The following is a 25,204-nucleotide window of genomic DNA, read 5'->3' as shown; positions in this document are numbered from 1 at the left end:
GGCGGGAGGAAGTTGATCGACAAGCCATATCACCCGCCGCGGGTTCCGCCACCCTGCACCGGGCTTCCGCAACGCACGGCTTTAGGATAGCGCAGACGTCATGCCGGCCACCCACAAATGCGACCTTGCGATCGTCGGCGGCGGCCTGTCCGGCGCGCTGATCGCGCTGGCGATGCAGGCGCGGCATCCCGGCATGGACGTGCGGCTGGTCGAGGCCGGCGACGCGATCGGCGGCAATCATTTCTGGTCGTTCTTTGGCGCCGACCTGCACGGCGCCGAGCAGGCGCTGGTCGCGCCGTTGATCGCGCATGGCTGGCCCGATTACGACGTTCATTTTCCCGGCCATGCCCGCACGCTGGCGCAGCCTTATTACACGGTACGTTCGTCGGCACTCGACGCGCAGGTGCGCAAGATCCTGCCGCGGCGTGCGGTGATGACCGGGCGGTCGGTGCTGGCGTGCAGCGCGACCGCGGTGGTGCTGTCGGACGGCGACCGGCTCAACGCGACTGGAGTGATCGACGCGCGCGGCGTCGGTGATCTCTCGCTGCTGGCGGGTGGGTGGCAGAAGTTTGTCGGGCACGAGCTTCGCGTCGCGGGCGGGCACGGCGTCACGCGCCCGGTGGTGATGGACGCGACGGTGCCGCAGCTCGACGGCTATCGCTTCGTCTATCTGCTGCCGTTCGCCCCCGACACCTTGCTGGTCGAGGATACCTATTACAGCGATTCGCCGGTGCTGGACGAGGCGACGATCGCGGCGCGGGTCGGCGATTACGCGCGTGCGAAGGGCTGGCAGGCCGAGGTGATCCACCGCGAACGCGGCGTGCTGCCGGTGGTCAGCGGCGGCGACTTCGAGGCGTATTGGCGCTCGACCGGCGTTAAGGTCGCCAAGGCCGGGGTGCGCGCCGGGCTGTTCCACCCGACCACCGGCTATTCGCTGCCCGATGCCGCACGGATCGCCGTACTGATCGCCAATCAGCGCGATCTTTCGGGCCAGGCGCTCCACGACCTGACTTTTCGCCACGCCGCGCGTTCGTGGCGGCAACGAGGTTTCTACCGGATGCTCGATCTGATGCTGTTCAAGGCCGCCGACCCCGACCAGCGCTATCGCGTGCTGGAGCGTTTCTATCGCTTGTCGCCCGAGCTGGTGGCGCGCTTCTATGCTGCGCGCTCGACCGGACTCGACAAATTGCGGGTGCTGAGCGGGAAACCGCCGGTGCCGGTCGGCCGCGCCATCGCGGCGCTGGGAGGCCGCGTATGACCTCCCCACAGGCACGGCGTGCTGTCGTCGTCGGCGCAGGATTCGGCGGGCTGGCGCTCGCGATCCGGCTGCAATCGGCGGGCGTGGCGACGACGATCGTCGAGTCGCGCGACAAGCCCGGCGGGCGAGCCTATTACTGGCAGCAGGAGGGGTTCACCTTCGACGCCGGGCCGACCGTCATCACCGATCCGGCGTGTCTGGAGGAATTGTGGGCGCTGTCGGGGCAGAAGCTGGCCGACGACGTCACGCTCGACCCGGTGCAGCCGTTCTACCGGCTCAACTGGCCCGACGGGACCAATTTCGACTACACCAACGACGATGTCGTGCTGCGCGCCGAGATCGCGAAGCTGAATCCGGCAGATGTCGCGGGCTATGGCCAGTTCCTCGAATACGCCGCGGGCGTCTACCACGAGGGCTATGAAAAGCTCGGCACCGTCGCCTTCCTCGACTTCGCGTCGATGGTGAAGGCGGCGCCGGCGCTGGCCAAATATCAGGCGTGGCGCTCGGTTTATTCGATCGTGTCGAAGTTCGTGGCCGACGAGCGGCTGCGGCAGGCGCTGTCGTTCCACACGCTTCTGGTCGGCGGCAATCCGATGACCACCAGCGCGATCTACGCGCTGATCCACAAATTGGAGCGCGACGGCGGCGTGTGGTTCGCGCGCGGCGGGACCAACCGGCTGGTCGCCGGGATGGTGGCGCTGTTCGAGCGGCTGGGCGGCACGCTGCGGCTGTCCGACCCGGTGACGAAGATCGAGACGCTGGGCGACCGCGTGACGGCGGTGGAGACCGCGAGCGGCTGGCGCGAGCCGGTCGACATGGTCGCCGCCAATGCCGACATCATGCACGTCTATCGCGATCTGCTGCCCGAATCGGGCGCGGCGCGGCGGACCGCGGCGCGGCTGGAGCGCAAGCGTTACTCGCCGTCGCTGTTCGTGGTGCATTTCGGGGTGAAGGGCAGCTGGCCGGGCATCCCGCACCACATGATCCTGTTCGGGCCGCGCTATAAGGGGCTGCTCGACGACATCTACGAACATGGGGTGCTGTGCGAGGATTTCTCGATCTACCTCCACCATCCGACCGTCACCGATCCGTCGCTGGCGCCGGAGGGTGAGTCGACCTTCTACGCGCTGGCGCCGGTGCCGCATCTCGGCAAGTTCACCGGGGACTGGGAGACGGTGCGTCCGATCCTGGAGAAGCGCATCCTCGACGAGGTCGGGCGGCGGCTGATCCCCGATATCCACGACCGGATCGTGACGAAGTTCAGCTATGCGCCGACCGACTTCGCGCACGACCTGAACGCGCATATGGGCAGCGCGTTTTCGCTGGAGCCGATCCTGACGCAGAGCGCGTATTTCCGGGTGCATAATCGCGACGATGCGATTCCGAACCTGTTCTTCGTGGGGGCGGGGACATCCCGCTGTCCTGCTCGCGCAGCACCGCGATGATCTGCTCCTCGCTGAACCTGCTCTTCTTCACATCCGTCTCCTCACGAAGGCGGACTCTAGCTCAAACTGGCGGAGTTTCAGGGGAGCACGTCATGATCTACCCTGCTCGGGGCGCAGATTCCGGTTGCCGCCAGTCAGGATATTGCCAGGGCACTTGCCTTCGTCGTTGCAATCTTTTCGGTTGCTCAATGCGGCATATTGCTGCGCAGTTACACCGAAGCGCTGGCATTGCGCGGCAGTAAGTCGCTGCACGACAGGCTTCTGCCCCCCGGGGGGCGAGCAGAGATCAAGCAATCGCGGATTGACGTCGAAGTCGATCGTCGGAGGCGAGAAGGTACTGAAGACATCGACGCGGTACGATGTGCTGTAGCTTCCGCGGAAAGAAAACGTATCGTCGACGCGATAACTCGCGCCCAGCCGGTACGTGTCGCCGCCCTTCTGCCCCGGGAAGAACATGCGGCGGTACGCACCGCTGACCTGCAGATACTTGATGAGGGGCTTGTCCTGGACCAGCGGGATCGCGAGCTCACCCGAGAGATCCGTTTCCCGGAACAACGTCGAGAGAAACGGCGTATAAAGGGACCCGGCCCCGACCTGCGAATATTCCTGCCGGCGGCTTTCTACATTGACCGAGAAGCCGATCGGATCCCTGGCGAAAGGCGAATGAATGCCATAGGCGCCCAGGGTTCCCGACACCGTGCCGTTGACGATCGTCTCCAAAGACCGACGGTTGTCGACACCCGGATTTTGCGTCAGATATTCCCGCGCTGCCGAGCTCGGGCCGGCGGTGCTGAAAATGTCGGCCGGCTGGCAGGCGGCATCGTCCTGCTTGTTGCGTTCATATTGCGCGGCATTGGGCGAAGCGGCGTCGAACTGGGGGGGCAGGCAAACGACCTGCCCGTTGATCGTCCGGGCCCGCAAGGCGTTGCGCAGTCGGCGGTCCGACGGGAGTGTCGCGAAATTGGAATGATCGCGATGATCGAAGCGGATGATATTCGCCTCGTACCGGATGTCGTTCGTCAGCTTTCCGCGCGCCTGGAGCGTCGCCCGGCTCTCGACGAACCGATAACCAAACCGCTGCTGCGCATCGGGCGGCGAATATTGAGCTTCGAGATTGTTGAAGGTGTTGGGATCGCCGGCCTTCGTGCCGCAGATGATTTTCGCCTGTCCAGCACTGAGAAACGGATTGTCGCAATTGATGCTGATATTGCCTGCCCCGACGTCACTCATGAAATGCATCAAACTGGTCGTCGAGAAGCGGGCATTGGAGAAGGTCGCGACGATGTCCGTATTGCTCGCCTCATCGACCCGGAAGCGGCCGTTAAGTCCCCAGTCCAGGCGTTGGTTCCGGCGATAGACGTAATCGTCAGGCTGGCTCAGTATCTTGTCGTCGTCGTTATACTGGCGAAAGCGCTTCGATCCATCATAAGCGTTGCTGTAGGTTCCTCCGTCGACGCCGAGCTCCTGATTGCCCTGAACACCATACTTATTGAATGGATTTTTGCTCTGCTGAGCGCTGCAGAAACGCTGCGAATGGTCGTTGAACGAATTGGGCGGCGCGGCATCCGATTGGCTGTCGGTCAGCGGGCAAGCTGTCGTATCGAATTTGTTGGAGGCCAGATCCGATACGGCCCGATAGCCGAGGTTGCCGCTTAGATTGGCTCGTCCGCCAAACAGGTTCACCCCGCCGGCAGCGTTGATATAACCCTGCGGCCCGCCAATGAAATTGCGGGGAGGGAGCTTGTAGCGCTGATCGGAAAGATACTGGCGCATCTCGGCATTGTCATTGGAATGCTGGAAGAAGCTGCCCTCGCCGTCGATCGTGATGCCGGTGAAGTTGCGCTTCAGGATATAGTTGATGACGCCGCCGACTGCGTCCGAGCCGTACACCGCCGACGCACCGCCGGTCAGCACCTCGACGCGTTCGATCATGGCGGCGGGAATGTTGTTGGTGTCGTTCTTGGCGCGTTGCCCATTGACGAGCACCAGCGTTCGACCGGCGCCGAGATTCCGCAGGTTGATCGCACTTCGTCCGAACGATGCGGCATCGTTGTTCGTGTTGCGCGTCTGGTTGCCCAGATTCGGTTGCACCGCGGGAAGAGAGTTCAGGGCATCTTCGAGTTGCGCCAGCCCGCGGCGCTGCAATTCATCGCGCTCGATCGTCTGGACCGGCGAACCCGTCTTGCCATAATTGCTGACAATGCGGGTCCCCGTAACGACGATGTCATCGTCGCCGGCGGCCGCCGTCTGCGAGGCTGCCGGTGCGGTTGCGCGAGCCGCCGCGGCCCGTTGTTGCCGGCGTTCCTTGCGCCGCTCGGCAGCGGTCTTCTTCTTTGCGGACGGCGCGGCGGCGGTCGGCTCGGGACTGGCGGCGGACGTCGCCCCCGATTGCGCGATCGCCGTCGTTGCAGGAAATGCCATCGCAATTGCGATCGCCGCCGCTCCGGTCTTCAGCCGAATCCTGTTCATATTCCCCCCAGATGTCAGATTGCTTTTGTGCCGGCGCTTAGAAGCCGAGGCGAAGGCCGACCCGGCCACCGCCGCCGTTGAAGCCCTTGCCGAAAATGCCATTCGCCTCGACGAAGCTGCTGAAGCGCGTGCCACCGCCGAGGTTCAGACCGATCGTCCCGCGCCCGTAGCTTCCCGCCCGCAGCGTCGGGATCGTTGCCTCGACGGAGCCCGAGGCGAGGCGCACCTGGTCGCCCCCGGCGAACTCGTGCACCACGTCGCCACCGGCGTAATAGACCAGTTCGTGCGACCCGATCGGATGGCGACCGCCGATGCGCAGGCCGGCGCTTCCCTGATTGCTGACGAGCGCGTCGAACTCGAGGTCACCGAAGCTGACCGAAACGCGATTGACCGAGGTCAACGAATAACCGATCGACGCCGACGGTTCGACAAAGAAGGTCTCGCTGCCAAGCCGAAGGCCGGCGTCAAGCCGCACGCTATAGCTGTCACCCCGCAGTCGACCGGCGCTGACGGTGGAACTGATCCTGTCATCAATCGAATGATGGATGTAGTTCGCCCCGACGTTGATGAAGACCGGTCCGCCGAGGAAGTTGGCGTAGCCGCCCAGGGTGATCCCGTCGACCTTGATCTTGTCGCCGCTCGTCCGGAACTTTGCAGTCGAGGCGAGATAGCCGGCTGTTGCGCCGAGGATCACGCCGGATTCGTCGACCTCTGGCCCGGCGGTGTCTATCCCGCCCTGCAGGCCGTACGTCGACTGACGCTGTGAAAGATCGATGCCCGACACCGCAATACGGTTGACCGTGGCGGCATAATTTTCGCGCCGTGTCGTGCTGTCTCCGATCGCCTGCAGCCAGACTCCGCCCTTCGGCTCGGCATCGGCCCAGCGTTGATCGCGACGGTCGCGTAGATGCGTCGCGATCGTATCGCTGGAACGAAGCGCAAGCGCCTGAGCATTGGCGGGAATCTTGATTTGCCGCAGCGTGGTCGCGTCCGGCGCAGCATAGAGTGCCCATGCTGATTGGCGATTGTCGTAGAGCAGCTGATATTGCAGTCCGCCCATTTCCATCGGCGTCTCAAGGACAAAGTTTCCCGGGCTGCTGGACGGCGCATAGATCACGGGAAGGCCGGTGAGAAACACCGGGGCGAGACTCTTGGCGGTGATGGAGAAAGCGACCTTTGTCGTACCCGTCGCCGCCAGCGCCGATCCGGCGTCACTGTTTGCGAACCGCACGATGTCGGATCTGCCGCTTCGTTCCGCGAACTCGAGATCCAGGCCGATCTTTGCGTTGCCGGATGCGATATACTGGCCCAGCGGCTGGGCGGTCCCCGCCGGAAGATTGTCGACCGCTGTGGCGCCGAATTGCATGACGTCACCGGCGAGTCCGTTGCGCAAGTCGATCAGACCCGAATTGCGGAATATCTCCACTCCGGCGAAAGTCGCGGTGTGCGGGAAATCGAAGCCGGTCGGAACGGTCAGCGTTCCGGTGTTGATGAGCGTATCTTTGCCGGTGCTTTGGTCGGGAAGGATGTTGCCGCCGAAGTCGATCCGTCCGTTGGTCGTGATCGTTCCGTTGTTGGTGACGGTGTCCGCGTCATCGGTCAGCTGGATGGCGCCGGAGATGGTGCCATTGTTGACGATCGTCGCCGCGCCGCCGGCGATTTCAATCGCGCGGTCGGCAGGCCAGCTGGTCCGCACGATGCTGCCGTTGTTCGTCAGCGACGAGCCCTTCTCCGAGGTCAATCGGATCGCAACTTCCCATCCGGTCTCGACGGTGGCGCCCTTGTCGATGACCACTGACACATGACCCGCGCGGGCCGGATCCCCGTCGGCGGACGCAGTGGCACCGTCGGCGAGCGGCGACGCCGTCAGGTCGATGGCCGATTTGTCGAGCGTCGATATGCCGCCCTTTACGACGCCGTTCTCGACGATGCCGGTGACATTGAGGGTGATGCCGCCACCCGTGCTGGTGGCGATCACGCCGCCATTATACGCTTCGTCGGCATTCTGGCTCACGGCCGCCGAGCCGACCTTCACGTTGATGTCGCTGGACGTCTCCGCGTTTATTGCGTCGCCGGCGATCGTGATGTCCTCATCGCCCTCCTTCTCGACGAGCTCCACCCCGTCGATCCTGATCTGCTTGGCATCGATGCTGATCGCGCCTTCTGCACGGGCGACGATCCCGGCCGCGCCATTGCCTTTGGTCCTGACGCTGTCCGCGGTGAGCGAAACGCCGCCGGCCGCATCGACGAAGATGCCGTTCGAGCGATCACCCGATGTCTCGATCGAATCGACCGCGATCGTGGCGCGGCCTCCCGACGTCACCCGCAACCCCGGCGCATCCCGGCCATCGGTCGTCAGCGTCCCCGCCGCGACGGTGGCGTCGCTACCGGATGTCACCACCACGCCTGCTGCGTCGTCGCCGGCGGTGTTGACCGTGAAAGTGCCGTTGCGCGCCAGTGTCGCGGCGCCGGTGGACGACAGGTTGACGCCCGTCGTGCCGCTGGCAGCGTTGATCGCGACCCCGTCCGACAGGTCCAGGCGTAGCTCGCCACTCCCGGCGAGGACGATGCCCGCCGGATAGGGATTGCCTTCAGCGCCGCACGTCGTTGTCGTGGCGTCGGTCGGCAGGCATTGCGCCGCCGCGGCCGGGAGGCCCGCCCCCAGGCAGGTGACGAGCGCCGTTCCACTCTGCAACAAGATGCGGCTGATCTTGATCGGATTTCTCAACTGACGAGAATTCATCATTTCTCCCCCCCTTCTTTCCGACTGACCGCAGACGTCACCCGGCGCTCTGGCCGGTGCGACGACACCCCGCTTCGGTCGATGACCCGGAACAACTTTATTCAATTTACCGGCTAATACAATATACGATCATGATGTTGCGCATGACTAGCCACTGTCCAACGGGTTGGTTAATAAGATGCACAGGTGGTTGAGCCGGTACGAAGGCTGAGATCAAGCAACCAGATTTCGGTTACAGTCGATATGCCGCTGTAATTGCGATAGTTTTCTGGTTTGTACCTCTGCGGCTTTCGAGAGGAGCTTGTGGCGGCATGCCTGTCGAGCCATCGGCATGCAATTAACGAGATAATCCAGCAAATCGCGACGCGTAAACGGTAGCCTTTCAACGGTAACCGGTTGGCGGTCAGCCGATGCACTTCGAAAAAACGCCGAATGCGTGACTCGCGATATCCCTGTGATAACAAGCTATTGGTCCGCATCGCCGGTAAGTCGATGCCGAGATCAACGTGCGGTCGGCGTTGCTTTGGTCAGCCGTGCAGCTGGCGCGATCGGGAAGGGCGGCCTGATTGCCGTGCGCGGGCCTTAAAGGAAGCAAGCCGCCAGTGCGGCCTCAGCATGTCGATCAGCCATGCCGTTTATCAGCCAGTCGGCGCCATCAGTGGCGTTTTACTGACCCACTTTGAGCGGGCGGCGTCCCGCCGGACCGCGGCGCGGGCGCGACCTGGTACGTCAAGCCAGCAGCCATTGTAGCAAGACGACGTAACGGGCGAAGACGGCTGCCGAGTCGCATTGTCCGCCGTTGATCGGTTCTTCGGACCGACATGGTGCGGGGGCGTCAGTCTGCCTGTCGCCTGCGCGCCGGGCGCTTCCGAACGCGCCGGCTATCTGTCGGGCTGAGCCTCCGCGCGCATCCGCACCAGCCCTTCCTGCGCGACGCTCGCCACCAGCCGTCCGTCGGCGGTGAAGATCCGCCCGCGGTTCATGCCGCGGCCGTGTCCGGCCCACGGGCTGTCCATCGAATAGAGCAGCCAGTCGTCGGTCCGCGCCGGCTCGTGCAGCCACAGCGCATGGTCGAGGCTGGCGGTCTGCATCCCCGGCGTGATCCACGTCACGCCATGCGGCAACATGCACGTCCCCAGCAGCATCATGTCGCTGGCATAAGCGAGCACCGCGCGATGCATCGCGGGATCGTCGCCGACCGGCGCGACCGCGCGGAACCAGTAATGATGCACCGGCGGGGCCGGGGTCGGCTCGGTCCAGTGCCGCGGCGTCACCGGCCGATATTCGATCGCGCGCGGCCGCAACAATTGCTCGCGAAGCTGCGGCGGAATCTTGTCCGCGACCGCCGCGCGCAACGCCTGCTCGTCCTGCAACGCTTCCGGCGGCGGCACGTCGGGCATCGCATCCTGATGCGACAGCCCGTCTTCGGCACGCTGGAACGAGGCCGCCATGTTGAGGATCGGCGTGCCGCGCTGCATCGCGATCACGCGCCGCGTCGCGAAGCTGCGCCCCTCGAAATCGCGCACCACGCGGTAGATGATCGGATGCTCCTCCGACCCTGCGCGCATGAAATAGGCGTGGAGCGAATGCGCGACCTTGTCGGTCTCCCCCGCCGAACGCTGCGCCGCCTGCAACGCCTGCGCGATCACCTGCCCGCCGAACACGCGCCCGACCCCGCCGGTCGAGCGCCGCCCGCGATACAGATCGGTGTCGATCTCCTCGACGTCGAGCAGATCGACCAGATCGGCGACCAGTTCGGCGGGGGAGGGCGCCTCGCTCAATAGCCGCGCCCGCGCGCCACGCGATCGGCGTGGAAGCTCGTGTCGCCGAACAGCTCGGCGAGCACCCGCGCGCGCTTCATGAAGAAGCCGATGTCATATTCGTCGGTCATGCCGATTCCGCCGTGCATCTGCACGCCTTCCTGCACCGACAGCGTCGTGGCAAGCCCCGTCATCGCCTTGGCGACCGACACCGCCTGATCCGCTGCGGGATCGCCCGCGTCGAGCAGTTGTTGCGCCTTCAGCACCGCGGCACGCGCGACCTCCATTTCGGCATAGAGATGCGCGGCGCGATGCTGGAGCGCCTGGAAGCTGCCGATCAGCGCGCCGAACTGCTTGCGCTGCTTCAGGTACGCGACCGTCATGTCCATCGCGCCGCCGCCAACCCCGAGCAGCTCGGCCGATGCACCCGTCCGTCCAGCCCGCAACAGCCGGTCGAGCGGCGCGCGCCCGGCATCGGCCTCGCCGATCACCGCATCACCGTCGACCGCGACCCCCTCGAAGGTCAGTCGTGCTGCGATGCTGCTGTCGGCGAGCCGCTCGGGCGTCGCGGTCAGCCCGGCGGCGTCGGCGGGCACCGCGAACAAGGTCACACCCTCGGCATCGTCGTCGCTGCCGGCAGTCCGCGCCGCGACGATCAGCAGGTCGGCGACATGACCGTGGGTGACGAACTGCTTGGCACCGCTCAGCCGGAAGCCATTCCCCGCCCGCTCCGCGCGCATCGCGACGCGATCACGATGCTTTGGCCCCTCGTCGATCGCCAGCGCCGCGACCGTCGCGCCCGACAGGATGCCGGGAAACCAGCGCTCCGCCTGCGCGCTGCCTTGCAGTGCCGCCACCGCCGCCACCGCGGTCGTCAGGAACGGCGACGGCGACAGGTTCCGCCCGATCTCCTCCAGCACCACCCCCGCCTCGACATGCCCGAGCCCGAGCCCGCCGGCGTCCTCGCCGATCAGGATGCCGGTAAACCCCATCTCCGCAAACTGCTTCCACAACGCGCGATCGAACCCGGTCGCGTCGTCACTGTCGCGCAGCCGCCGCAGATGCGCGACCGGCGCATGTTCGCCCACGAAATCGCGCGCCGTGTCGCGCAGCATCGTCTGTTCGTCGTTCAGGAAAAGCGGCATCGCATCCTCCGTTCAGGCCCATGTGGCTGGGCTTGATCCTCATTACGTACGTCGTCCCGGGCTCGACCCGGGACCCCGCTTCTTCTTCTCGACCGCGAGGAGGAAGCGGGACCCCGGATCAAGTCCGGGGCGACGAAGGAAATTGGCGAGCTCTCTCCATCATGATCGACCCGCCACCTCCATCGTCGCCCCTGCGCAGGCAGGGGCCCATGTCTCTGTCGTGTGCCGGACCATCTGACACACGCACCGCGCTCGCCCACAGCCACCGCAGTACTTCCACGCCACAGCCATAGGCCCCTGCCTCCGCAGGGGCGCCGGCGCACAACTCACCCCGGCAATTCCAGAATTCGCTTGGCCACGATGTTGAGCTGGATCTCGCTCGTCCCGCCCTCGATCGAGTTCGCCTTGGTCCGCAACCACGCCCGTGCCGCGCGCCCGCCACCCGAGCGCTCGCTCTCCCACTCGACCGCATCCGACCCGCCCGCCGCCATTGCCAGCTCATGACGCGCCTTGTTCAGCTCGGTTCCGTAATATTTCATCATGCTCGGCTGCGCAGGGTGCGCATCCCCCGCCTTTAACTCGTCGATGAACCGCTCGCTCTGCGCCGCAAACGCCAAAGCGCGCACCTCGTACATCGCAATCTGCGCCCGCAGCAGCGGATCGGCCAGCCGCCCCTCGGCATCGACGCCGACCGTCGCCAGCGCCCCCTCGACCAGCGCGTCGCCGCCCCCCGACAGCCCCATGCCGGAAATCATCTCTCGCTCATGCCCAAGCAGATACTTGGCGACGTCCCAGCCCTTGTTGAGCTCGCCGACCAGATTGACCTTCGGCACCTTCACATCGTCGAAGAACGTCTCGCAGAACGGCGAATAGCCGCTGATGAGCAGGATCGGCTTGGTCGATACGCCCGGCGAGGCCATGTCGAACAGCACGAAGCTGATCCCGCCCTGCTTGGTCGTCCTGTCGGTGCGCACCAGACAGAAGATCCAGTCGGCCTGATCGGCATAGCTGGTCCACACCTTCTGCCCGTTGACGACGAAATGATCGCCGGCATCCTCGGCGCTGGTCGCAAGGCTGGCGAGATCGGACCCGGCATTGGGCTCCGAATAGCCCTGACACCAGCGGATCTCACCGCGAGCGATTCTCGTCAGATGCTCCAGCTTCTGCGCCTCGGTCCCGTATTTCAGCAGCGCTGGCCCGAGCATCGAGATGCCGAAGCTGTTGAGCGGGTTGCGCGCCTTGATCCGCGCCATCTCCTCGCGCAGCACCTTCGTCTCGGCGGCACTCAGCCCGCCGCCGCCATAATCCTTCGGCCAGTCGGGGACCGTCCAGCCGCGCGCCGCCATCCGGTCGAGCCACGTCTTCTGCGGCGCGGTCAGCCGCGACTGGTCGCGCCCGCCCCATACCACGTCCTTCTCGGACACGACCGGCGCGCGCATCTCGGGCGGACAATTCTCTTCCAGCCATGCGCGCGTTTCCAGGCGGAACGTGTCGAGATCGCTCACTTGAACGCCTCCCCGGTCTTGAGGCTCTTGGCGACCGGAAAGCCATAGCGTTCCAGCCCGGCGACCACCTTTTCAACGCCTTCGCTCTGCGCCCAGAACATCGGCCCGCCGCGATAGACCGGCCAGCCATAGCCATAGACCCACACGACATCCACGTCGGACGCACGCTGCGCCATGCCTTCCTCGAGGATCAGCGCGCCTTCGTTGACCATCGTGTACAGCGTCCGCGCGACGATCTCCTCGTCGCTGATCGCGCGCGGTGTCGTGCCCTCCCTGGTACGGAAATCATCGATGATCTCGGCCACGCGCGGCGAGGGCGACGGGTTCCGCTTCTCGTCATAATCGTAGAAACCCGCGCCCTTCTTCTGCCCCCAGCGCCCCTCGGCGGCGAGCGCGTCGCGGATGTTCTCGATCCGCGTCGGATCGCGGTGCCAGCCGATATCGACCCCGGCGAGGTCGGCCATCTGGAACGGCCCCATCGGCATCCCGAACGCGACATGCACGCGGTCGATCTGCTCGGGCGTCGCGCCTTCCATCAACAGCTTGTTGGCCTCGACCTGCCGGGGCATCAGCATCCGGTTGCCGATGAACCCGTCGCAGACGCCCGCGACCACCGCGACCTTGCGGATCTTCTTGGCGAGCGCCATCACCGTCGCCAGCACGTCGGGCGCGGTCTGCCTGCCGCGCACCACCTCCAGCAATTTCATGACATTGGCCGGCGAGAAGAAGTGCATCCCCAGCACGTCACCGGGGCGCTTGGTAACCGCGGCGATCTCGTCGATGTTGAGGTAGCTGGTGTTGCTCGCGAGGATCGCGCCGGGCTTGGCGAGGGCGTCGAGCTTCGTGAAGATGTCCTTCTTGACCGCCATATCCTCATAGACCGCCTCGATGATGAGGTCGCAGTCCCCGAGATCGTCGAGCGACAGGGTAGGGGAGAGCAGCGCCATCGCCTTGTCGGGCGCATCGGCGCGCAGCCGGCCCTTGGCGGCGCTCGCCTCGTAATTGCGCCGCATCACGCCCGTGCCGCGATCGAGCGCTTCCTGCTGCATCTCGACGATCGTGACCGGCACGCCCGCCGACAGGAAGTTCATCGCGATCCCGCCGCCCATCGTCCCGGCGCCGATCACGCCGACCCGCCTGATCGGGCGCAGCGGCGTCGCGGGATCGATGTCGTCGATCTTCGCGGCCTTGCGCTCGGCGAAGAACAGATGCCGCTGCGCCGCCGATTGCGTGCCGTTCATCAGCGCCATGAACTGCTCGCGCTCGACCGCCAGCCCGTCCTCGAACGGCTGTTCGGTGGCGGCAACGACACAGGTGATGCAGGCCTCGGGCGCATCGAACCCGCGCAGCTTGCGCGCGTGCGTCGTGCGGAACGCCTCGACAGCCGCCCGGTCGGGGGCAACGACACGGTCGCGGACGCGCGGGATCGGGCGTTTGCCCGCCACCTCGCGCGCAAAGGCGATCGCGTCGGCGGCCAGCGTGTCCTCGCCCACCACCTTGTCGACCAGCCCCATGTCCGCCGCCGCCTTTGCGGACACCGGATTGCCGAGGACGATCATCTCCAGCGCCGCCTTGACCCCGACGAGCCGCGGCAACCGCTGCGTCCCGCCCGCGCCGGGCAGCAGCCCCAGCTTCACCTCGGGCGTCCCCAGCTTCGCCGAGGGCACCGCGACGCGATAGTGGCAGCCGAGCGCCACCTCGCACCCGCCGCCCAGCGCGGTGCCGTGGATCGCGGCGATCACCGGCTTGGGGCTCGCCTCGATCATGTCGACCAATGTCGGCAGCGGAATGCCCTGCAGCGGCTTGCCGAACTCGCTGATGTCAGCGCCCGCGAAGAAGGTCCGCCCGTCGCAGCGGAGCACGATCGCGGCGATGCTCGAATCCGCGACACCGGCCTTCACCGCGGCCTCCAATCCGTCGCGCACTGCGGCACCCAGCGCGTTCACGGGCGGCGAATCGCTGGTAATTTGGAGGATGTCGCCGTCCCGCTCGACGCGGATCGGCCCCGACTGCTCGATATTGTGCAACGCCATGGCGGCTGGCTCTCCTCGGATCGGCATACCGTTATTTCGAATCGGGAGCGGTCTATCGTGTTGTTGGAGGGGAGCGCAATCGCTCTTCTGCGAACCGTGGCGACGATCGTCCGGAAACCGGGTGTCCCGGACGGCGTGCCGCGCCCGGGCTTGTCCCTGTGCCGCTTCCCCGCCTAATCCTGCACCCGACAACGAGATGGACGGGGGCCGGCTGTTCGATGCGGGTGACGAAGGACTTTTTGCGCGGGCGGGGCCGCACGGGACTGACCGAGGCCGAGAAAGACGTGCTCGAAAGCGCCGTCGAGCGCGTCGAGCGGCTGCCGGCGCGCAGCATCGTCACCCGCCGTGGGGAGCCGGTGACCTACAGCACGCTGCTGCTCGACGGAGTGATGTGTCGCTACATGGATGCGCGCGACGGCTTCCGGCAGTTGGTGGCGTTGCAGCTGGCCGGTGATTTCGTCGACCTGCACGGCTATCCGCTGCGCCGGCTCGACCATGATGTCGGGACGCTGACCGAGGCGCGGGTCGCGCTCATACCGCACGCCCGAATCGACAGGATCCTCGTCGATCACCCGCACCTGACCCGTCTTTTGTGGCGCTCCACCCTCCTCGACGCCGCCCTCCACCGTGAATGGATCTTCCGGATCGGGCGCCTCGATGCGGCCGGCCGACTCGCGCATTTCCTGCTGGAGACCTACCATCGCCTGCGCGCGGTCGGTGCCGCCGATGGAGGCGCGTTCGATCTCGCGCTGACGCAGCAGGACCTCGGCGAAGCGCTGGGGCTCACCAGCGTCCACGTCAATCGCATGCTGCGGCGGCTGCGCGAGGCCGGACTAACGGAGTTTGCACGCGGGGTGGTGCGGATCACCGATCACGATCGTCTGGCGCGGCTCGGCGAGTTCGACCCCGACTATCTCTATCTCGAGACCGGCATCTGGAACCGCGACGTGTAAGCGGTGCGTGAAGACGCTTGGCCGCGCGTGGTAAATGGCCGTAGGTGACGGGTATGCCCGACCAGCCTGCGCCCGCCGAACCGTTCATCCCGGCACCGACCGCGCCAGGGATCGACCCGCCGATGCGGCGTGACCGGCTGCTTGCCGGGTTGACGCTCACCGCCGGGATCGGGCTGGTGCTCGGGCTGCCATTTGCGTTGCAGGCGGGGGCGGAGTTCTTCATGCCGACCGCGATCGCGCTGGTCGTTTCGCTCGCGCTGATCCCGCTGCTTGAATGGTTGGAGCGGCGGCGGCTGCCGTCGCCGATCGCGGCGCTGTTCTGCGTGATCCTGTTCCTCGTGGTCGCCAACGTCGCGCTGGCGGCGATCGTCGTTCCCGCAACCGAGTTCTTCCGGCTGTTGCCCAGCCGCATCCACCGTATCCAGGCCAACCTTGCGCCGATTCTCGATCTCTATTCCAGCCTTGAGCGCTACGCCAACCGCACGCTGCGCCAGATCGCCACGACGCCGGTCAAGCCGTCGCCGACCGCCGCGGTGTCCCCGCCGAGTTCGATCGTCGAACTGGCGGCCACCTCGGCACCGGCGGTGATCGTGCAGACCTTCTATGCGATCCTCGTCGCCTTCTTCTTCCTGTCGGGCTGGACGCGTATGCGCGAGAAGATGATCACCGGCCGCGCCAGCTTCGGCGGCGCGATGACGACGGCCCGGGTGTTGCAGGAGATGGTCGACGCCGTGTCCTCGTATCTCGGCACGATCACGATCATCAACATCGCACTGGGCGCCGTCGTCGCGGGCGCGCTCCACCTGCTCGGTATGCCGTTCCCGCTGATGTGGGGCGGCATCGTCACGCTGCTCAACTACGTGCCTTATTTCGGGCCGGTGGTCGCGGCGCTCCTGCTCGCGATCGGCGGGTTGATGACCTTTTCCGACGTCTGGACCGCGCTCTCGGCGCCGGCGATCATGTATGGCGCGCATCTGATCGAGGCGAATGTCGTGACGCCGTTGATCGTCGGGCATCGGCTGACGATCAATCCGGTCATGATCCTCATTTCGATCAGCTTCTGGGGCTGGGTATGGGGCACGGTCGGCGCGTTGCTGGCGGTGCCGATCCTCATCATCGTCCAGACGATCCTGTCCGCAGCCGGCCGCCCCGACATCGCCGGTTTCCTCTTCGAGGACGGCACGCTGATGCGCGGTCAGGAGGAGCAGGTCGCGGTCGTCGAAAAAGTCGCCGATAGTCGTTGACAGGGTGGGGCGTGCCGCCTAGTTGGCGCGCCTCACGCTTCTACAAGCGGGTGTAGCTCAGTTGGTTAGAGCGCCGGCCTGTCACGCCGGAGGTCGCGGGTTCGAGCCCCGTCACTCGCGCCACCCTCTATCAGGGTCGGTTTGTGGTCGTCGCGGAGATGACGCGAAACATGCGATCTAGCGGGCGCGACGTCGCGCCGGTCCATGGTTCACGTATGGAATGCGGGTGTAGCTCAGTTGGTTAGAGCGCCGGCCTGTCACGCCGGAGGTCGCGGGTTCGAGCCCCGTCACTCGCGCCACTTGTCAGTGGTTTCGAACTCAGCGCCAGCGACCTGTCTCCATCCAGCGGAGCAGCGGCTTCAGCGGCGCGATCCAGATGATCCCTGTGACGACATAGAACAGCAGCTGCACCGCGCCGTGCCAGCGGCCGATCGTCGCGGACAGCGAGGCGATGCCGACACACCACACCAGGATCAGCAGCAGGATGATGAGCATCCCGGCGGGCTTGCGCCATGAAGGTGTCATGCGGTGATCCATTCCAATTCGGTCGCGACGGCGTGCAGTGGCACATCCCAGGGGTCGGCGGTCAGTCCCTCGATCAACTGAACGCTCCATGCCACGCCGATCCGTAGTGCCTGCGGAAAGGCGCTGAACGCGCGGTCATAATGGCCCGCGCCCTGACCGAGCCGATTGAGCGCGCGATCGAACGCGACGAGCGGGGTCAGCACCACGTCGGGCGCGACCGGCGCATCACCGTGCTCGGGCTGGCGCAAACCGAAGGGTCCGCTCCGCAAGGGGCTGCCCGGCGTCCATCGCAGGAACGACAGCGGCGTCGCGCGGTCGACGACATGCGGCAGCGCGAGCGTGCATCCGGCGGCCAGCGCGGCCTGCTCCAGCGGCGCCGGATCGGCTTCGCCGCCGATCGGAATATAGCTGGCGACGATCAGTCCCGGCGCGAGCAGCGCCACGAACCGCGCATCGACCCGGATCGGGGGATGCGGCGCGGCGACGAAGGCGGCACGGGCCGCACGCGCGACGGTGCGCAGGGTCGTCTTGTCGCTCATCAGCTTACAATCGGCCGGGAAAGGGAAGGCGGGTGGCGGGACCGCCATGGTCGTTTGCCGGATTATCCACTGACGCTCGGTACGTCAGGTGGGGATCATGTGCGTCGGGCCAGGGCCCGGGCAGGGACAACCCCCATGGAAGATGAATAGCCTCAGGGATGTCTCGTGGCTCGTACCGGGCAGAACCCGCCAGCTCCAATCTAGGCGCTCGGCAGCGTTTGCTCAAGAGCCGCAGCGATCGATTCGAGCCGTTCGGACAATTGATCGAGCGCCACGCCTTCCGGTGTCTCGGGCGGGGGCGCGTTACGCGCGTCGATCAGCGCATCGGCAACCATCAGCGCCGCGAGCAGCATCTGGCGGTTGGTGCCGCCCGCCCCGGCGGCGCGACGCGCCATTTCCCAGCGTTCGTCGATCAACGCGGCGGCTTCCTGCAGCCGGGCCTCGCCGCCATCGCGGCAGGCGAGATCGTAATTGGTGTCGCCGATGCGTAGCGTGACGATTGCCATCAGCCCTGTGCCTCCGGCTCGGGGGTATTCGCAATGATCGTGTCGAGCGCCGCCACGGCCTGCGCCATCGTCGCCTTCAGCGTGGCGTGCCGCCGCTCCAGCAACGCATCGGCGGCGCGGCGGGCGGCGATCGCGTTTTCGACGCGGGTGATGGCGGCGTCCAGCCGGGCGATCGCGGGATTGTCCATAGCGGCAAAGCGATAGGATCGCGCGCGCAGCGCGACAAGTAGCTTGCGCGGCGGACGGTCGCTGCAGCGGGGCGGTTGACGGGTGCGCGTCCACCTGCGCAAAAGCCGCCGCATCTGGACGGAATTGGCGGAGGACTGACGATGACGAAGGTTGCGATCAACGGCTTCGGGCGCATCGGCCGGCTGGTGGCGCGCGCGTTGCTGGAGCGCGGCAGCGAGCTGGAGCTGGTGGCGATCAACGATCTGGCCGACACCAAGTCCAATGCGTGGCTGTTCAGCCGCGACAGCGTCCACGGCAAGTACGCCGGCACCGTCGAGGCCGACGGGCAGGACATGGTGATCGACGGCAAGCGCATCCGCGTCACCGCCGAGCGCGATCCCGCCAACCTGCCGCACAAGGAACTCGGCGTCGACATCGTGCTGGAGTGCACGGGTTTCTTCACCGACCGCGCCAGTGCGCAGAAGCATATCGATGCCGGTGCGAAGAAGGTGCTGATCTCCGCCCCAGCCAAGGGCGTCGACATCACCGTCGTGTACGGCGTGAACGATGACAAGCTTGAGGCGGGGCACACGATCGTCTCGAATGCGTCGTGCACCACCAACTGTCTTGCGCCGGTAGCCAAGGTGCTGAACGATGCGCTGGGCATCGAGCGCGGTCTGATGACCACGATCCACGCCTATACCAACGACCAGAAGATCCTCGACCAGATCCACCCGGACCTGCGTCGTGCGCGGGCGGCGGCGATGAGCATGATCCCGACCACCACCGGCGCGGCGCGCGCAGTGGGCGAGGTGCTGCCCGAATTGAAGGGCAAGCTGGACGGGTCGGCGGTGCGCGTGCCGGTGCCGGACGGCAGCCTGATCGACCTGACCTTCATGCCGGGGCGTGAAACGACCAAGGACGAGGTGAATGCGTTGCTCAAGGCGGCGGCGGACGGGCCGATGAAGGGCGTGCTGCACTTCTCCGATGAGCCGCTGGTCTCGATCGACATCGTGCACACGCCGTACTCGTCGACCGTCGACAGCCTCGAGACCGCGGTGCTCGACGGCAAGCTGGTGCGCGTCGTCAGCTGGTACGACAATGAATGGGGCTTCTCGAACCGCATGGTCGACACTGCCTCGGCGATGGCGAAGCTCGGCTGATCGCGGAGGCGCGCGGATGACGGGGGTGTTGCTCGGGATCGCGCGACACGCCCGGTCGCGTGCGCCAATGGAGCTGGTCGACCATGTCGAGGTCACCGTGGATGGCGGCATTCATGGTGACTTTCGCGGCGCGATGCGTGGCAAGCCGTACAAGCGGCAGGTGACGCTGATCGAGCGTGGCGACTGGGCCGCCGCGATGAGCGCGGTCGGGCATACGATCGGCTGGGAACAGCGTCGTGCCAACCTGCTGGTCGACCGGCTCGATCTGCCGCAAACCGCGGGGGTACGCGTGCGGATCGGCGCGGATGTCGTGCTTGAAATTACGCGCGAATGTGACCCGTGCGAGCGGATGGAAGCGCTCGCCGAAGGACTGCGCGCGGCGATGACGCCCGACTGGCGCGGCGGCGCGTGCGCGATGGTGATAAGCGGCGGCCGGATCGCGGTCGGCGACGAGATCAGGATGGAGGAAGCATGACCAAGTCGTTCCGCACGCTCGATGATATCGGCGACGTTACCGGCAAGCGCGTGCTGGTGCGCGAGGATCTGAACGTTCCGCTCCACGACGGGCAGGTCAGCGACGACACGCGGCTGCGCGCGACGGTGGCCACGGTCGCCGAGCTGGCCGACAAGGGCGCGATCGTGCTGGTACTGGCGCACTTCGGGCGGCCGAAGGGCGTGCCCTCGCCGGAGCTGTCGCTGGCGCAGATCGTCAAGCCATATGAGGCGGTGCTCGGGCGGCCGGTTCGCTATATCGACTGGGAGGGCGCGGCCGACGCGATCGCCACGCTCCAGCCCGGCGACATCGGCGTGCTCGAGAACACGCGCTTCTTCGGTGGCGAAGAGAAGAACGACCCCGCCGTGGTCGAGCGATTCGCGGAGCTCGGCGACCTGTACGTCAACGACGCTTTTTCCGCGGCGCACCGCGCGCACGCCTCGACCGAGGGGCTGGCGCACAAGCTGCCGGCCTTCGCCGGTCGCGCGATGGAAGCGGAGCTGGATGCGCTCGAAAAGGCGCTCGGCAAACCTGAGCACCCCGTTGCCGCTGTGGTCGGTGGCGCGAAGGTTTCGACCAAGCTGGCGGTGCTCAAGCATCTCGTCACGCGCGTCGATCACCTCATCATCGGCGGTGGCATGGCCAACACCTTCCTCGCCGCGCGCGGTGTGGATGTTGGCAAGAGCCTGTGCGAGCATGAACTGACCGGCACCGCCGACGAAATCTTCGACGCCGCCGAGGCGGCCGGCTGCACGATCCACCTGCCGTACGACGTTGTCGTCGCGAGGGAGTTCAAGCCCAATCCGGCAACGCGCACGGTGAATGTTCACGAAGTTGCCGCAGACGAGATGATCCTCGACGTCGGGCCGGCGGCGACCGAGTCGCTGGGCGACGTGCTCAAGAACTGCCGGACGCTCGTCTGGAACGGCCCGCTCGGCGCGTTCGAGACCCCGCCGTTCGATGCCGCGACGGTTGCGCTGGCGCGGACCGCAGCGGCGCTGACCAAGGAAGGCGGGCTGGTTTCAGTAGCCGGCGGTGGCGACACGGTGGCGGCGCTCAATCAGGCCGGAGTCGGCGACTCGTTCACGTTCGTCTCGACCGCGGGCGGCGCCTTCCTTGAGTGGATGGAAGGCCGCGAGCTACCGGGGGTCGCCGCGCTTACGCGCTAAGCGGCTGTCACGATGCCCCGGACTTGATCCATGGCCCGCTTCTACCTGATCTTGCAGGGAAAAAGCGGATCTCCGGTCAAGCCGGGGGCAGCGAGGCTGGCATGGATCAGTCCATGGACGCTGTCAGGCGTGCAGCCACCGGCCGTCGTTCGCTGGCCGCGACAGAATTGCCCGCGCGTCCCCCGGTGAGCGCACCTCGCCATACGGGCCACCCGCCGCCGCCAGCACACGGTCGAGCAGTTCGAGCCCTTCCGGCCACTGGCCCAGCCCGCTCGCCGCGTTGAGGTGCCCGTGGGCGCCGTAATCGATGAAATGGCTGCCCCAGTCGACCGCCATGCTGTGCGCGCGCTCAATCGACACCCAGGGATCATCGCTCGAGGCGACGAGGATCGAGGGGAAGGGCAGGGCAATCTTCGGTGCCGGCGCGAACGGCGCCAGCTCGCTCGCCACCCCGGCACGGTCGACATCGGCCGGCGCGACCAGCAACGCACCCGCGACCGGCCAGCCATACGGCTGCGGGCTCATCGACGCCCACCATGCGATCGCGATGCACCCCAGACTGTGACCGACGAGGATCACCGGCGCGCGCGCCGACGCCACCGCCTGGTCGATCTTCGTGACCCAGCTGTTGCGATGCGGGCGATCCCACATTCCCAGCTCGATCCGGGCGGTGTCCGGGCGGCTGCGTTCCCACAACGTCTGCCAATGTGCCGGGCCCGATCCGCCGAGTCCGGGAACGGTCAGCACGGTCGGCTGAACCGACAGATCGTAGTTGGCATGTCCCATGACGTACCTCCTGTTGCCTGCAATCGGGGCGAGGCCGCGGCTCAGTCCAGGGGTCGGGCGACCGCGGCCTCAATATCAGAGATAATCCCCATTAACCCGATGGGCAATCGTGCAGCGCAGCAAATCGTACGGAGTGAGCGGCTGGCGCGCCCAGACGTTTGCGCCGCTTGCGGCAAGGCGCGGTGCGCGCGATAGCGGCGGCTATGGCAGCAGCAACCAAACAGCGCGTCGACCAGTTGCTGGTCGACCGTGGCCTCGCCGAGTCGCGCACCCGCGCGCAGGCGCTGGTGATGGCCGGCCTCGTATTCGCGGGTGAGCGCAAGATCGAGAAACCGGGACAGCCGGTCGCCACCGATACCCTCCTCGATGTGCGCGGGCGCGATCATCCGTGGGTGTCGCGTGGCGGAATCAAGTTGGCACACGGGCTCGACCATGTCGGCTGGGACGTCACCAACGCGGTGGCGATCGACGTCGGCTCGTCGACCGGCGGCTTCACCGACGTGCTGCTCACGCGCGGCGCGGCCCGCGTCTATGCGGTCGACAGCGGCACCAACCAGCTCGCGTGGAAGCTAAGGCAGGATGATCGCGTGATCGTCCATGAACAGACCAGCGCCCGCATCCTCACCGGCACACATATCCCCGAGCCGATCGATCTGGTCGTCTGCGATGCCAGCTTCATCGGGCTCGCCAAGGTGCTGGAGGTGCCGCTCGGCTTCGTCCGCGACGGCGGGCGCGCGCTGGTCTTGGTCAAGCCGCAGTTTGAGGCAGGCCGTGCCGAGGTCGGAAAGGGCGGGGTGATCCGCGACCCGGCAGTGCACGCGCGGGTCTGCACCGAGGTGTCCGACTGGTTCGTTGCGCGGGGCTGGCAGCTCGAGGGCGTGACCGAAAGCCCGATCACCGGACCGGAGGGGAATGTCGAGTTCCTGCTGGCTGCGCACCGCGGGTGAACCGGACGCGCTATGATGCGCTATGCGGCATGTCGGTGCGGGATCGCGTGACGGAGGAGTGAGCATGGGCGAATTGGCATCGAAGCCGCAATTGCGGACGTCGTTCCTGCGGTATGCCGTGGTGGCGGTGCCGGCGGTGTTGCTGCTCGGCTTTCTGTCCGGCCGTACCGTACCGTCGGGGGACCAGAACGGCTGGTATGCGGTGCTCGCCAAGCCCGAGCTGACGCCGCCCGGCTGGGCTTTCCCGGTCGTCTGGTCGCTGCTCTACGTGATGCTGGGGCTCGCGCTCGCGCTGGTACTCAGCGCGCGCGGTGCGCGGCTGCGTGGGCTCGGCATTGCCTTGTTCATCGCCCAACTGGCCGGCAATCTCGCATGGACGCCGCTCTTCTTCGGGGCGCACCGGGTCGCGGCGGCGTTCCTGCTGATCGTGGCGATCCTCGGCTTGTCGATCCTCACCACCATCGTTTTTGCGCAAATCCGCCGCGCCGCTGCGTGGTTGATGGTGCCCTATATGGCGTGGCTGTGCGTCGCGGGTGCGCTCAATTGGCAGATCGGCCAGCTCAATCCGGATGCGGAACGGGTTGTGCAAGCGCCCGCGGCGTCCCAAGTGATCCGCTGACCCTTTGCTCTCGCAGGACGAATCGCCATGCAATCCGAAAACCCGCTCTTTGGTGACGTCGCCAAGCTGTTCAACGGTGCCGCGGGCACGATCGCCGGCATGGGCCGCGAGGCCGAGGCGAACGCGCGCGCACGGGCGCGCGAATGGATCGGCGGGCTCGACTTCATCGCGCGCGACGAATTCGAGACGGTGAAGGCGATGGCGGTGGCCGCACGCGACGAGAATGACGCGCTGCGTGCGCGCATCGAGAAACTGGAAGCGGCGCTTGCCGCGCGCCCTTCCGCCTGACGCGGCGCCTGCCGCCTGCTCTGCCGGGGATGACGCATGACCGCGGTCGTGCGATAAGATCATGATGCTTGACGAAGTCGACCAATTCTCGGAGCCCGAAGCGCCGCTCGACATGCTCGAATCCTATTTCCTCGCGCATGGCTGGCCGTGCGAGCGGAACGAGGATGAGATCACCGCGACGGTCAAGGGAAGCTGGACCGAGTATGAACTTCGTGCGCTGTGGCGCGAGGAGGATGGCGTCGTGCAACTGCTCGCCTTCCCGGACGTGAAGGTCGCGGAAGGGCGGCGCGGCAAGATCTACGAGACGCTGGGGCTGATCAACGAGCAATTGTGGCTCGGCCATTTCGAAATGTGGTCGTCGAGCGGCATCCTGCTCTATCGCTGCGCCACTGCGATCGAGACGCGCGAGGGCGAGGCGACGATGGCGCTCGCCACCGCCGAGCTGCTGATCGACTCGGCAATCGACGAGTGTGAGCGATTTTACCCGGTGTTCCAGTTCGTGCTGTGGGGCGGGAAGTCGCCGGCGGAGGCGATCGCCGCGGCGATGGTCGAGACGCAGGGCGAGGCCTGAGTCGACGATGCGATTGTGGATGATCGGGTGCGGCAACATGGCCTCGGCGATGTTGCGGCGCTGGCTGGATAGCGGCGTCGTCGCAGCGGCGGACGTCGATGTCGTCAATCGGCATGATCGCGCGCTGCCCGGCGACGTGCGCCAGGCGCGGGCCTTGCCGGATGGCCCGCCCCCCGGCGTGGTCGTGCTGGGGATCAAGCCGCATCAGCTGGATGAGGTTGCCGCGGTGCATCGCGAGCGGGTGGGCGGCGCGCCGTTGCTCGTCTCGATGCTCGCCGGCCCCGATCCTGCGCGACTCTCGGCGGCGTTCCCGGGACCTGTCGCGATCCAGACAATGCCCAATCTGCCCGTCGAGCTGGGCCGCGGGGTGGTCGCGATCCATGCCCCCGACGCGCCGGCCGCGGCACGTGCGACCGTCGACCGGTTGATGGCGCCGCTCGGGCTGGTCGAGTGGTTCGACGACGCCGCGCGCTTCGCGGCCGCGGGTGCGCTGTCGGGCTGCGGCCCGGCGTTCCTGTTCCGCTTCGTCGATGCGTTGGCCGCGGGCGGCGTCGCGATCGGGCTCGACCCCGCGCAGGCGGCTGCGGTGGCGCTGGCGACTGTCGAGGGCGCGGCGGCGATGGTGGCGGCGAGCGACCGCAGCCCCGGGGCGCTGGCCGATGCGGTCGCAAGCCCCGGCGGGATGACCCGTGCGGGCCTCAACGTCCTCGACGAGGCTGAGGGGCTCGTCCCGCTGCTTGAACGCACGCTCGCCGCCGCCGCGAAGCGCGGTGCGGAAATGGCGAAGGGCTAAGCTGGGTCAACCGTAGTCCCGGACTTGACCCGGAACCAAACTTTTCCTCGCGCCCGAAGTGAAAGCGGGAGCCCGGATCACG

General features: G+C 66.5%; 23 protein-coding genes and 2 tRNA genes. 14 read left to right on the top strand and 11 right to left on the bottom strand.

What is annotated here, in order from left to right:
- Window positions 1-100: 100 nt before the first annotated feature.
- Together crtY and BACI71_RS04205 are read left to right on the top strand one after the other, a co-directional pair.
- The gene (gene crtY / locus BACI71_RS04210; RefSeq protein WP_159755437.1) at window positions 101-1,258 is read left to right on the top strand and encodes a lycopene beta-cyclase CrtY; all 1,158 of its coding nucleotides are present in this window, start codon (window positions 101-103) and stop codon (window positions 1,256-1,258) included.
- A complete protein-coding gene (locus tag BACI71_RS04205; protein WP_159755434.1) occupies window positions 1,255-2,703 on the top strand; it encodes a phytoene desaturase in 1,449 nt (482 codons plus the stop codon). The genes crtY and BACI71_RS04205 overlap by 4 nt, the downstream gene beginning before the upstream one ends.
- A gap of 90 nt (window positions 2,704-2,793) precedes the next feature.
- Here BACI71_RS04205 and BACI71_RS04200 read toward each other — a convergent pair whose 3' ends face one another.
- From BACI71_RS04200 to BACI71_RS04175, 6 genes are all read right to left on the bottom strand, one after another.
- Complete coding sequence (locus tag BACI71_RS04200; RefSeq protein ID WP_159755430.1) at window positions 2,794-5,172, bottom strand: TonB-dependent receptor domain-containing protein; 2,379 nt, start codon at window positions 5,170-5,172, stop codon at window positions 2,794-2,796.
- Between the two features lie 37 nt (window positions 5,173-5,209).
- Window positions 5,210-8,020, bottom strand: a complete 2,811-nt coding sequence (locus BACI71_RS04195; protein WP_159755427.1) for an autotransporter domain-containing protein — start codon at window positions 8,018-8,020, stop codon at window positions 5,210-5,212.
- A gap of 776 nt (window positions 8,021-8,796) precedes the next feature.
- Window positions 8,797-9,696, bottom strand: coding sequence for an acyl-CoA thioesterase (locus BACI71_RS04190; protein ID WP_159755424.1), 900 nt, complete (start codon window positions 9,694-9,696; stop codon window positions 8,797-8,799).
- Complete coding sequence (locus BACI71_RS04185) at window positions 9,693-10,820, bottom strand: acyl-CoA dehydrogenase family protein (RefSeq protein ID WP_159755421.1); 1,128 nt, start codon at window positions 10,818-10,820, stop codon at window positions 9,693-9,695. The genes BACI71_RS04190 and BACI71_RS04185 overlap by 4 nt, the downstream gene beginning before the upstream one ends.
- A gap of 326 nt (window positions 10,821-11,146) precedes the next feature.
- Window positions 11,147-12,325: an acyl-CoA dehydrogenase family protein gene (locus tag BACI71_RS04180; protein WP_159755418.1), complete on the bottom strand. Its 1,179-nt coding sequence runs from the start codon at window positions 12,323-12,325 to the stop codon at window positions 11,147-11,149.
- Window positions 12,322-14,358 (bottom strand): 3-hydroxyacyl-CoA dehydrogenase NAD-binding domain-containing protein, encoded by a 2,037-nt coding sequence (locus BACI71_RS04175; RefSeq protein ID WP_159755415.1) that lies wholly within the window; start codon window positions 14,356-14,358, stop codon window positions 12,322-12,324. The genes BACI71_RS04180 and BACI71_RS04175 overlap by 4 nt, the downstream gene beginning before the upstream one ends.
- A gap of 218 nt (window positions 14,359-14,576) precedes the next feature.
- Between BACI71_RS04175 and BACI71_RS04170 the strand changes: the two genes are divergently transcribed.
- The 4 genes from BACI71_RS04170 (at window position 14,577) to BACI71_RS04155 (ending at window position 16,854) form a co-directional block, all read left to right on the top strand.
- Window positions 14,577-15,311, top strand: a complete 735-nt coding sequence (locus BACI71_RS04170) for a Crp/Fnr family transcriptional regulator (RefSeq protein ID WP_159755412.1) — start codon at window positions 14,577-14,579, stop codon at window positions 15,309-15,311.
- A 53-nt stretch (window positions 15,312-15,364) separates the two neighbouring features.
- Window positions 15,365-16,555: an AI-2E family transporter gene (locus BACI71_RS04165; protein ID WP_159760844.1), complete on the top strand. Its 1,191-nt coding sequence runs from the start codon at window positions 15,365-15,367 to the stop codon at window positions 16,553-16,555.
- Between the two features lie 46 nt (window positions 16,556-16,601).
- Window positions 16,602-16,678: transfer RNA gene (locus tag BACI71_RS04160), tRNA-Asp, on the top strand.
- Between the two features lie 99 nt (window positions 16,679-16,777).
- Window positions 16,778-16,854 (top strand) — tRNA-Asp (locus BACI71_RS04155).
- 19 nt (window positions 16,855-16,873) lie between these two features.
- Here the strand turns inward: BACI71_RS04155 and BACI71_RS04150 are convergent.
- The 4 genes from BACI71_RS04150 to BACI71_RS04135 all read right to left on the bottom strand — a co-directional run bounded on the left by BACI71_RS04150 (window position 16,874) and on the right by BACI71_RS04135 (window position 18,313).
- Window positions 16,874-17,080, bottom strand: a complete 207-nt coding sequence (locus tag BACI71_RS04150) for a DUF2842 domain-containing protein (protein WP_159755409.1) — start codon at window positions 17,078-17,080, stop codon at window positions 16,874-16,876.
- Complete coding sequence (locus BACI71_RS04145) at window positions 17,077-17,619, bottom strand: 5-formyltetrahydrofolate cyclo-ligase (RefSeq protein WP_159755406.1); 543 nt, start codon at window positions 17,617-17,619, stop codon at window positions 17,077-17,079. The genes BACI71_RS04150 and BACI71_RS04145 overlap by 4 nt, the downstream gene beginning before the upstream one ends.
- A 200-nt stretch (window positions 17,620-17,819) precedes the next feature.
- A complete protein-coding gene (locus tag BACI71_RS04140; protein WP_028966384.1) occupies window positions 17,820-18,125 on the bottom strand; it encodes a cell division protein ZapA in 306 nt (101 codons plus the stop codon).
- Window positions 18,125-18,313: a hypothetical protein gene (locus BACI71_RS04135; RefSeq protein ID WP_159755403.1), complete on the bottom strand. Its 189-nt coding sequence runs from the start codon at window positions 18,311-18,313 to the stop codon at window positions 18,125-18,127. The genes BACI71_RS04140 and BACI71_RS04135 overlap by 1 nt, the downstream gene beginning before the upstream one ends.
- Before the next feature lie 141 nt (window positions 18,314-18,454).
- On the opposite strand from BACI71_RS04135, the gene gap reads away from it, so the two are divergent.
- The 3 genes from gap to BACI71_RS04120 are packed head-to-tail and all read left to right on the top strand — an operon-like array spanning window position 18,455 to window position 21,118.
- Window positions 18,455-19,456 carry a type I glyceraldehyde-3-phosphate dehydrogenase gene (gap, locus tag BACI71_RS04130; RefSeq protein WP_159755400.1) on the top strand — a complete coding sequence of 334 codons (1,002 nt, stop codon included), beginning with the start codon at window positions 18,455-18,457 and terminating at the stop codon, window positions 19,454-19,456.
- A gap of 16 nt (window positions 19,457-19,472) precedes the next feature.
- Window positions 19,473-19,931: an MOSC domain-containing protein gene (locus BACI71_RS04125; RefSeq protein WP_159755397.1), complete on the top strand. Its 459-nt coding sequence runs from the start codon at window positions 19,473-19,475 to the stop codon at window positions 19,929-19,931.
- Window positions 19,928-21,118, top strand: a complete 1,191-nt coding sequence (locus BACI71_RS04120) for a phosphoglycerate kinase (protein WP_159755394.1) — start codon at window positions 19,928-19,930, stop codon at window positions 21,116-21,118. Before BACI71_RS04125 ends, BACI71_RS04120 begins: the two co-directional genes overlap by 4 nt.
- A 123-nt stretch (window positions 21,119-21,241) precedes the next feature.
- On the opposite strand, the gene BACI71_RS04115 is transcribed toward BACI71_RS04120, so the two are convergent.
- The gene (locus BACI71_RS04115; protein ID WP_159755391.1) at window positions 21,242-21,904 is read right to left on the bottom strand and encodes an RBBP9/YdeN family alpha/beta hydrolase; all 663 of its coding nucleotides are present in this window, start codon (window positions 21,902-21,904) and stop codon (window positions 21,242-21,244) included.
- Between the two features lie 203 nt (window positions 21,905-22,107).
- Between BACI71_RS04115 and BACI71_RS04110 the strand changes: the two genes are divergently transcribed.
- From BACI71_RS04110 to BACI71_RS04090, 5 genes are all read left to right on the top strand, one after another.
- A complete protein-coding gene (locus BACI71_RS04110) occupies window positions 22,108-22,851 on the top strand; it encodes a TlyA family RNA methyltransferase (RefSeq protein WP_159755388.1) in 744 nt (247 codons plus the stop codon).
- A 64-nt stretch (window positions 22,852-22,915) separates the two neighbouring features.
- Window positions 22,916-23,470 carry a TspO/MBR family protein gene (locus BACI71_RS04105; RefSeq protein ID WP_159755385.1) on the top strand — a complete coding sequence of 185 codons (555 nt, stop codon included), beginning with the start codon at window positions 22,916-22,918 and terminating at the stop codon, window positions 23,468-23,470.
- A 27-nt stretch (window positions 23,471-23,497) separates the two neighbouring features.
- A complete protein-coding gene (locus BACI71_RS04100) occupies window positions 23,498-23,758 on the top strand; it encodes an accessory factor UbiK family protein (RefSeq protein WP_159755382.1) in 261 nt (86 codons plus the stop codon).
- Between the two features lie 61 nt (window positions 23,759-23,819).
- Window positions 23,820-24,329: a YbjN domain-containing protein gene (locus BACI71_RS04095; RefSeq protein ID WP_159755379.1), complete on the top strand. Its 510-nt coding sequence runs from the start codon at window positions 23,820-23,822 to the stop codon at window positions 24,327-24,329.
- A gap of 7 nt (window positions 24,330-24,336) precedes the next feature.
- The gene (locus BACI71_RS04090) at window positions 24,337-25,122 is read left to right on the top strand and encodes a pyrroline-5-carboxylate reductase family protein (protein ID WP_159755376.1); all 786 of its coding nucleotides are present in this window, start codon (window positions 24,337-24,339) and stop codon (window positions 25,120-25,122) included.
- The last annotated feature ends 82 nt before the right edge of the window (window positions 25,123-25,204 follow it).

The organism is Sphingomonas sp. 8AM (genome assembly GCF_902506455.1).
Lineage (GTDB): Bacteria > Pseudomonadota > Alphaproteobacteria > Sphingomonadales > Sphingomonadaceae > Sphingomonas.
The sequence above is the reverse complement of the archived record's forward strand: the minus strand, read 5'-3'. Positions and strand labels throughout refer to the sequence as shown.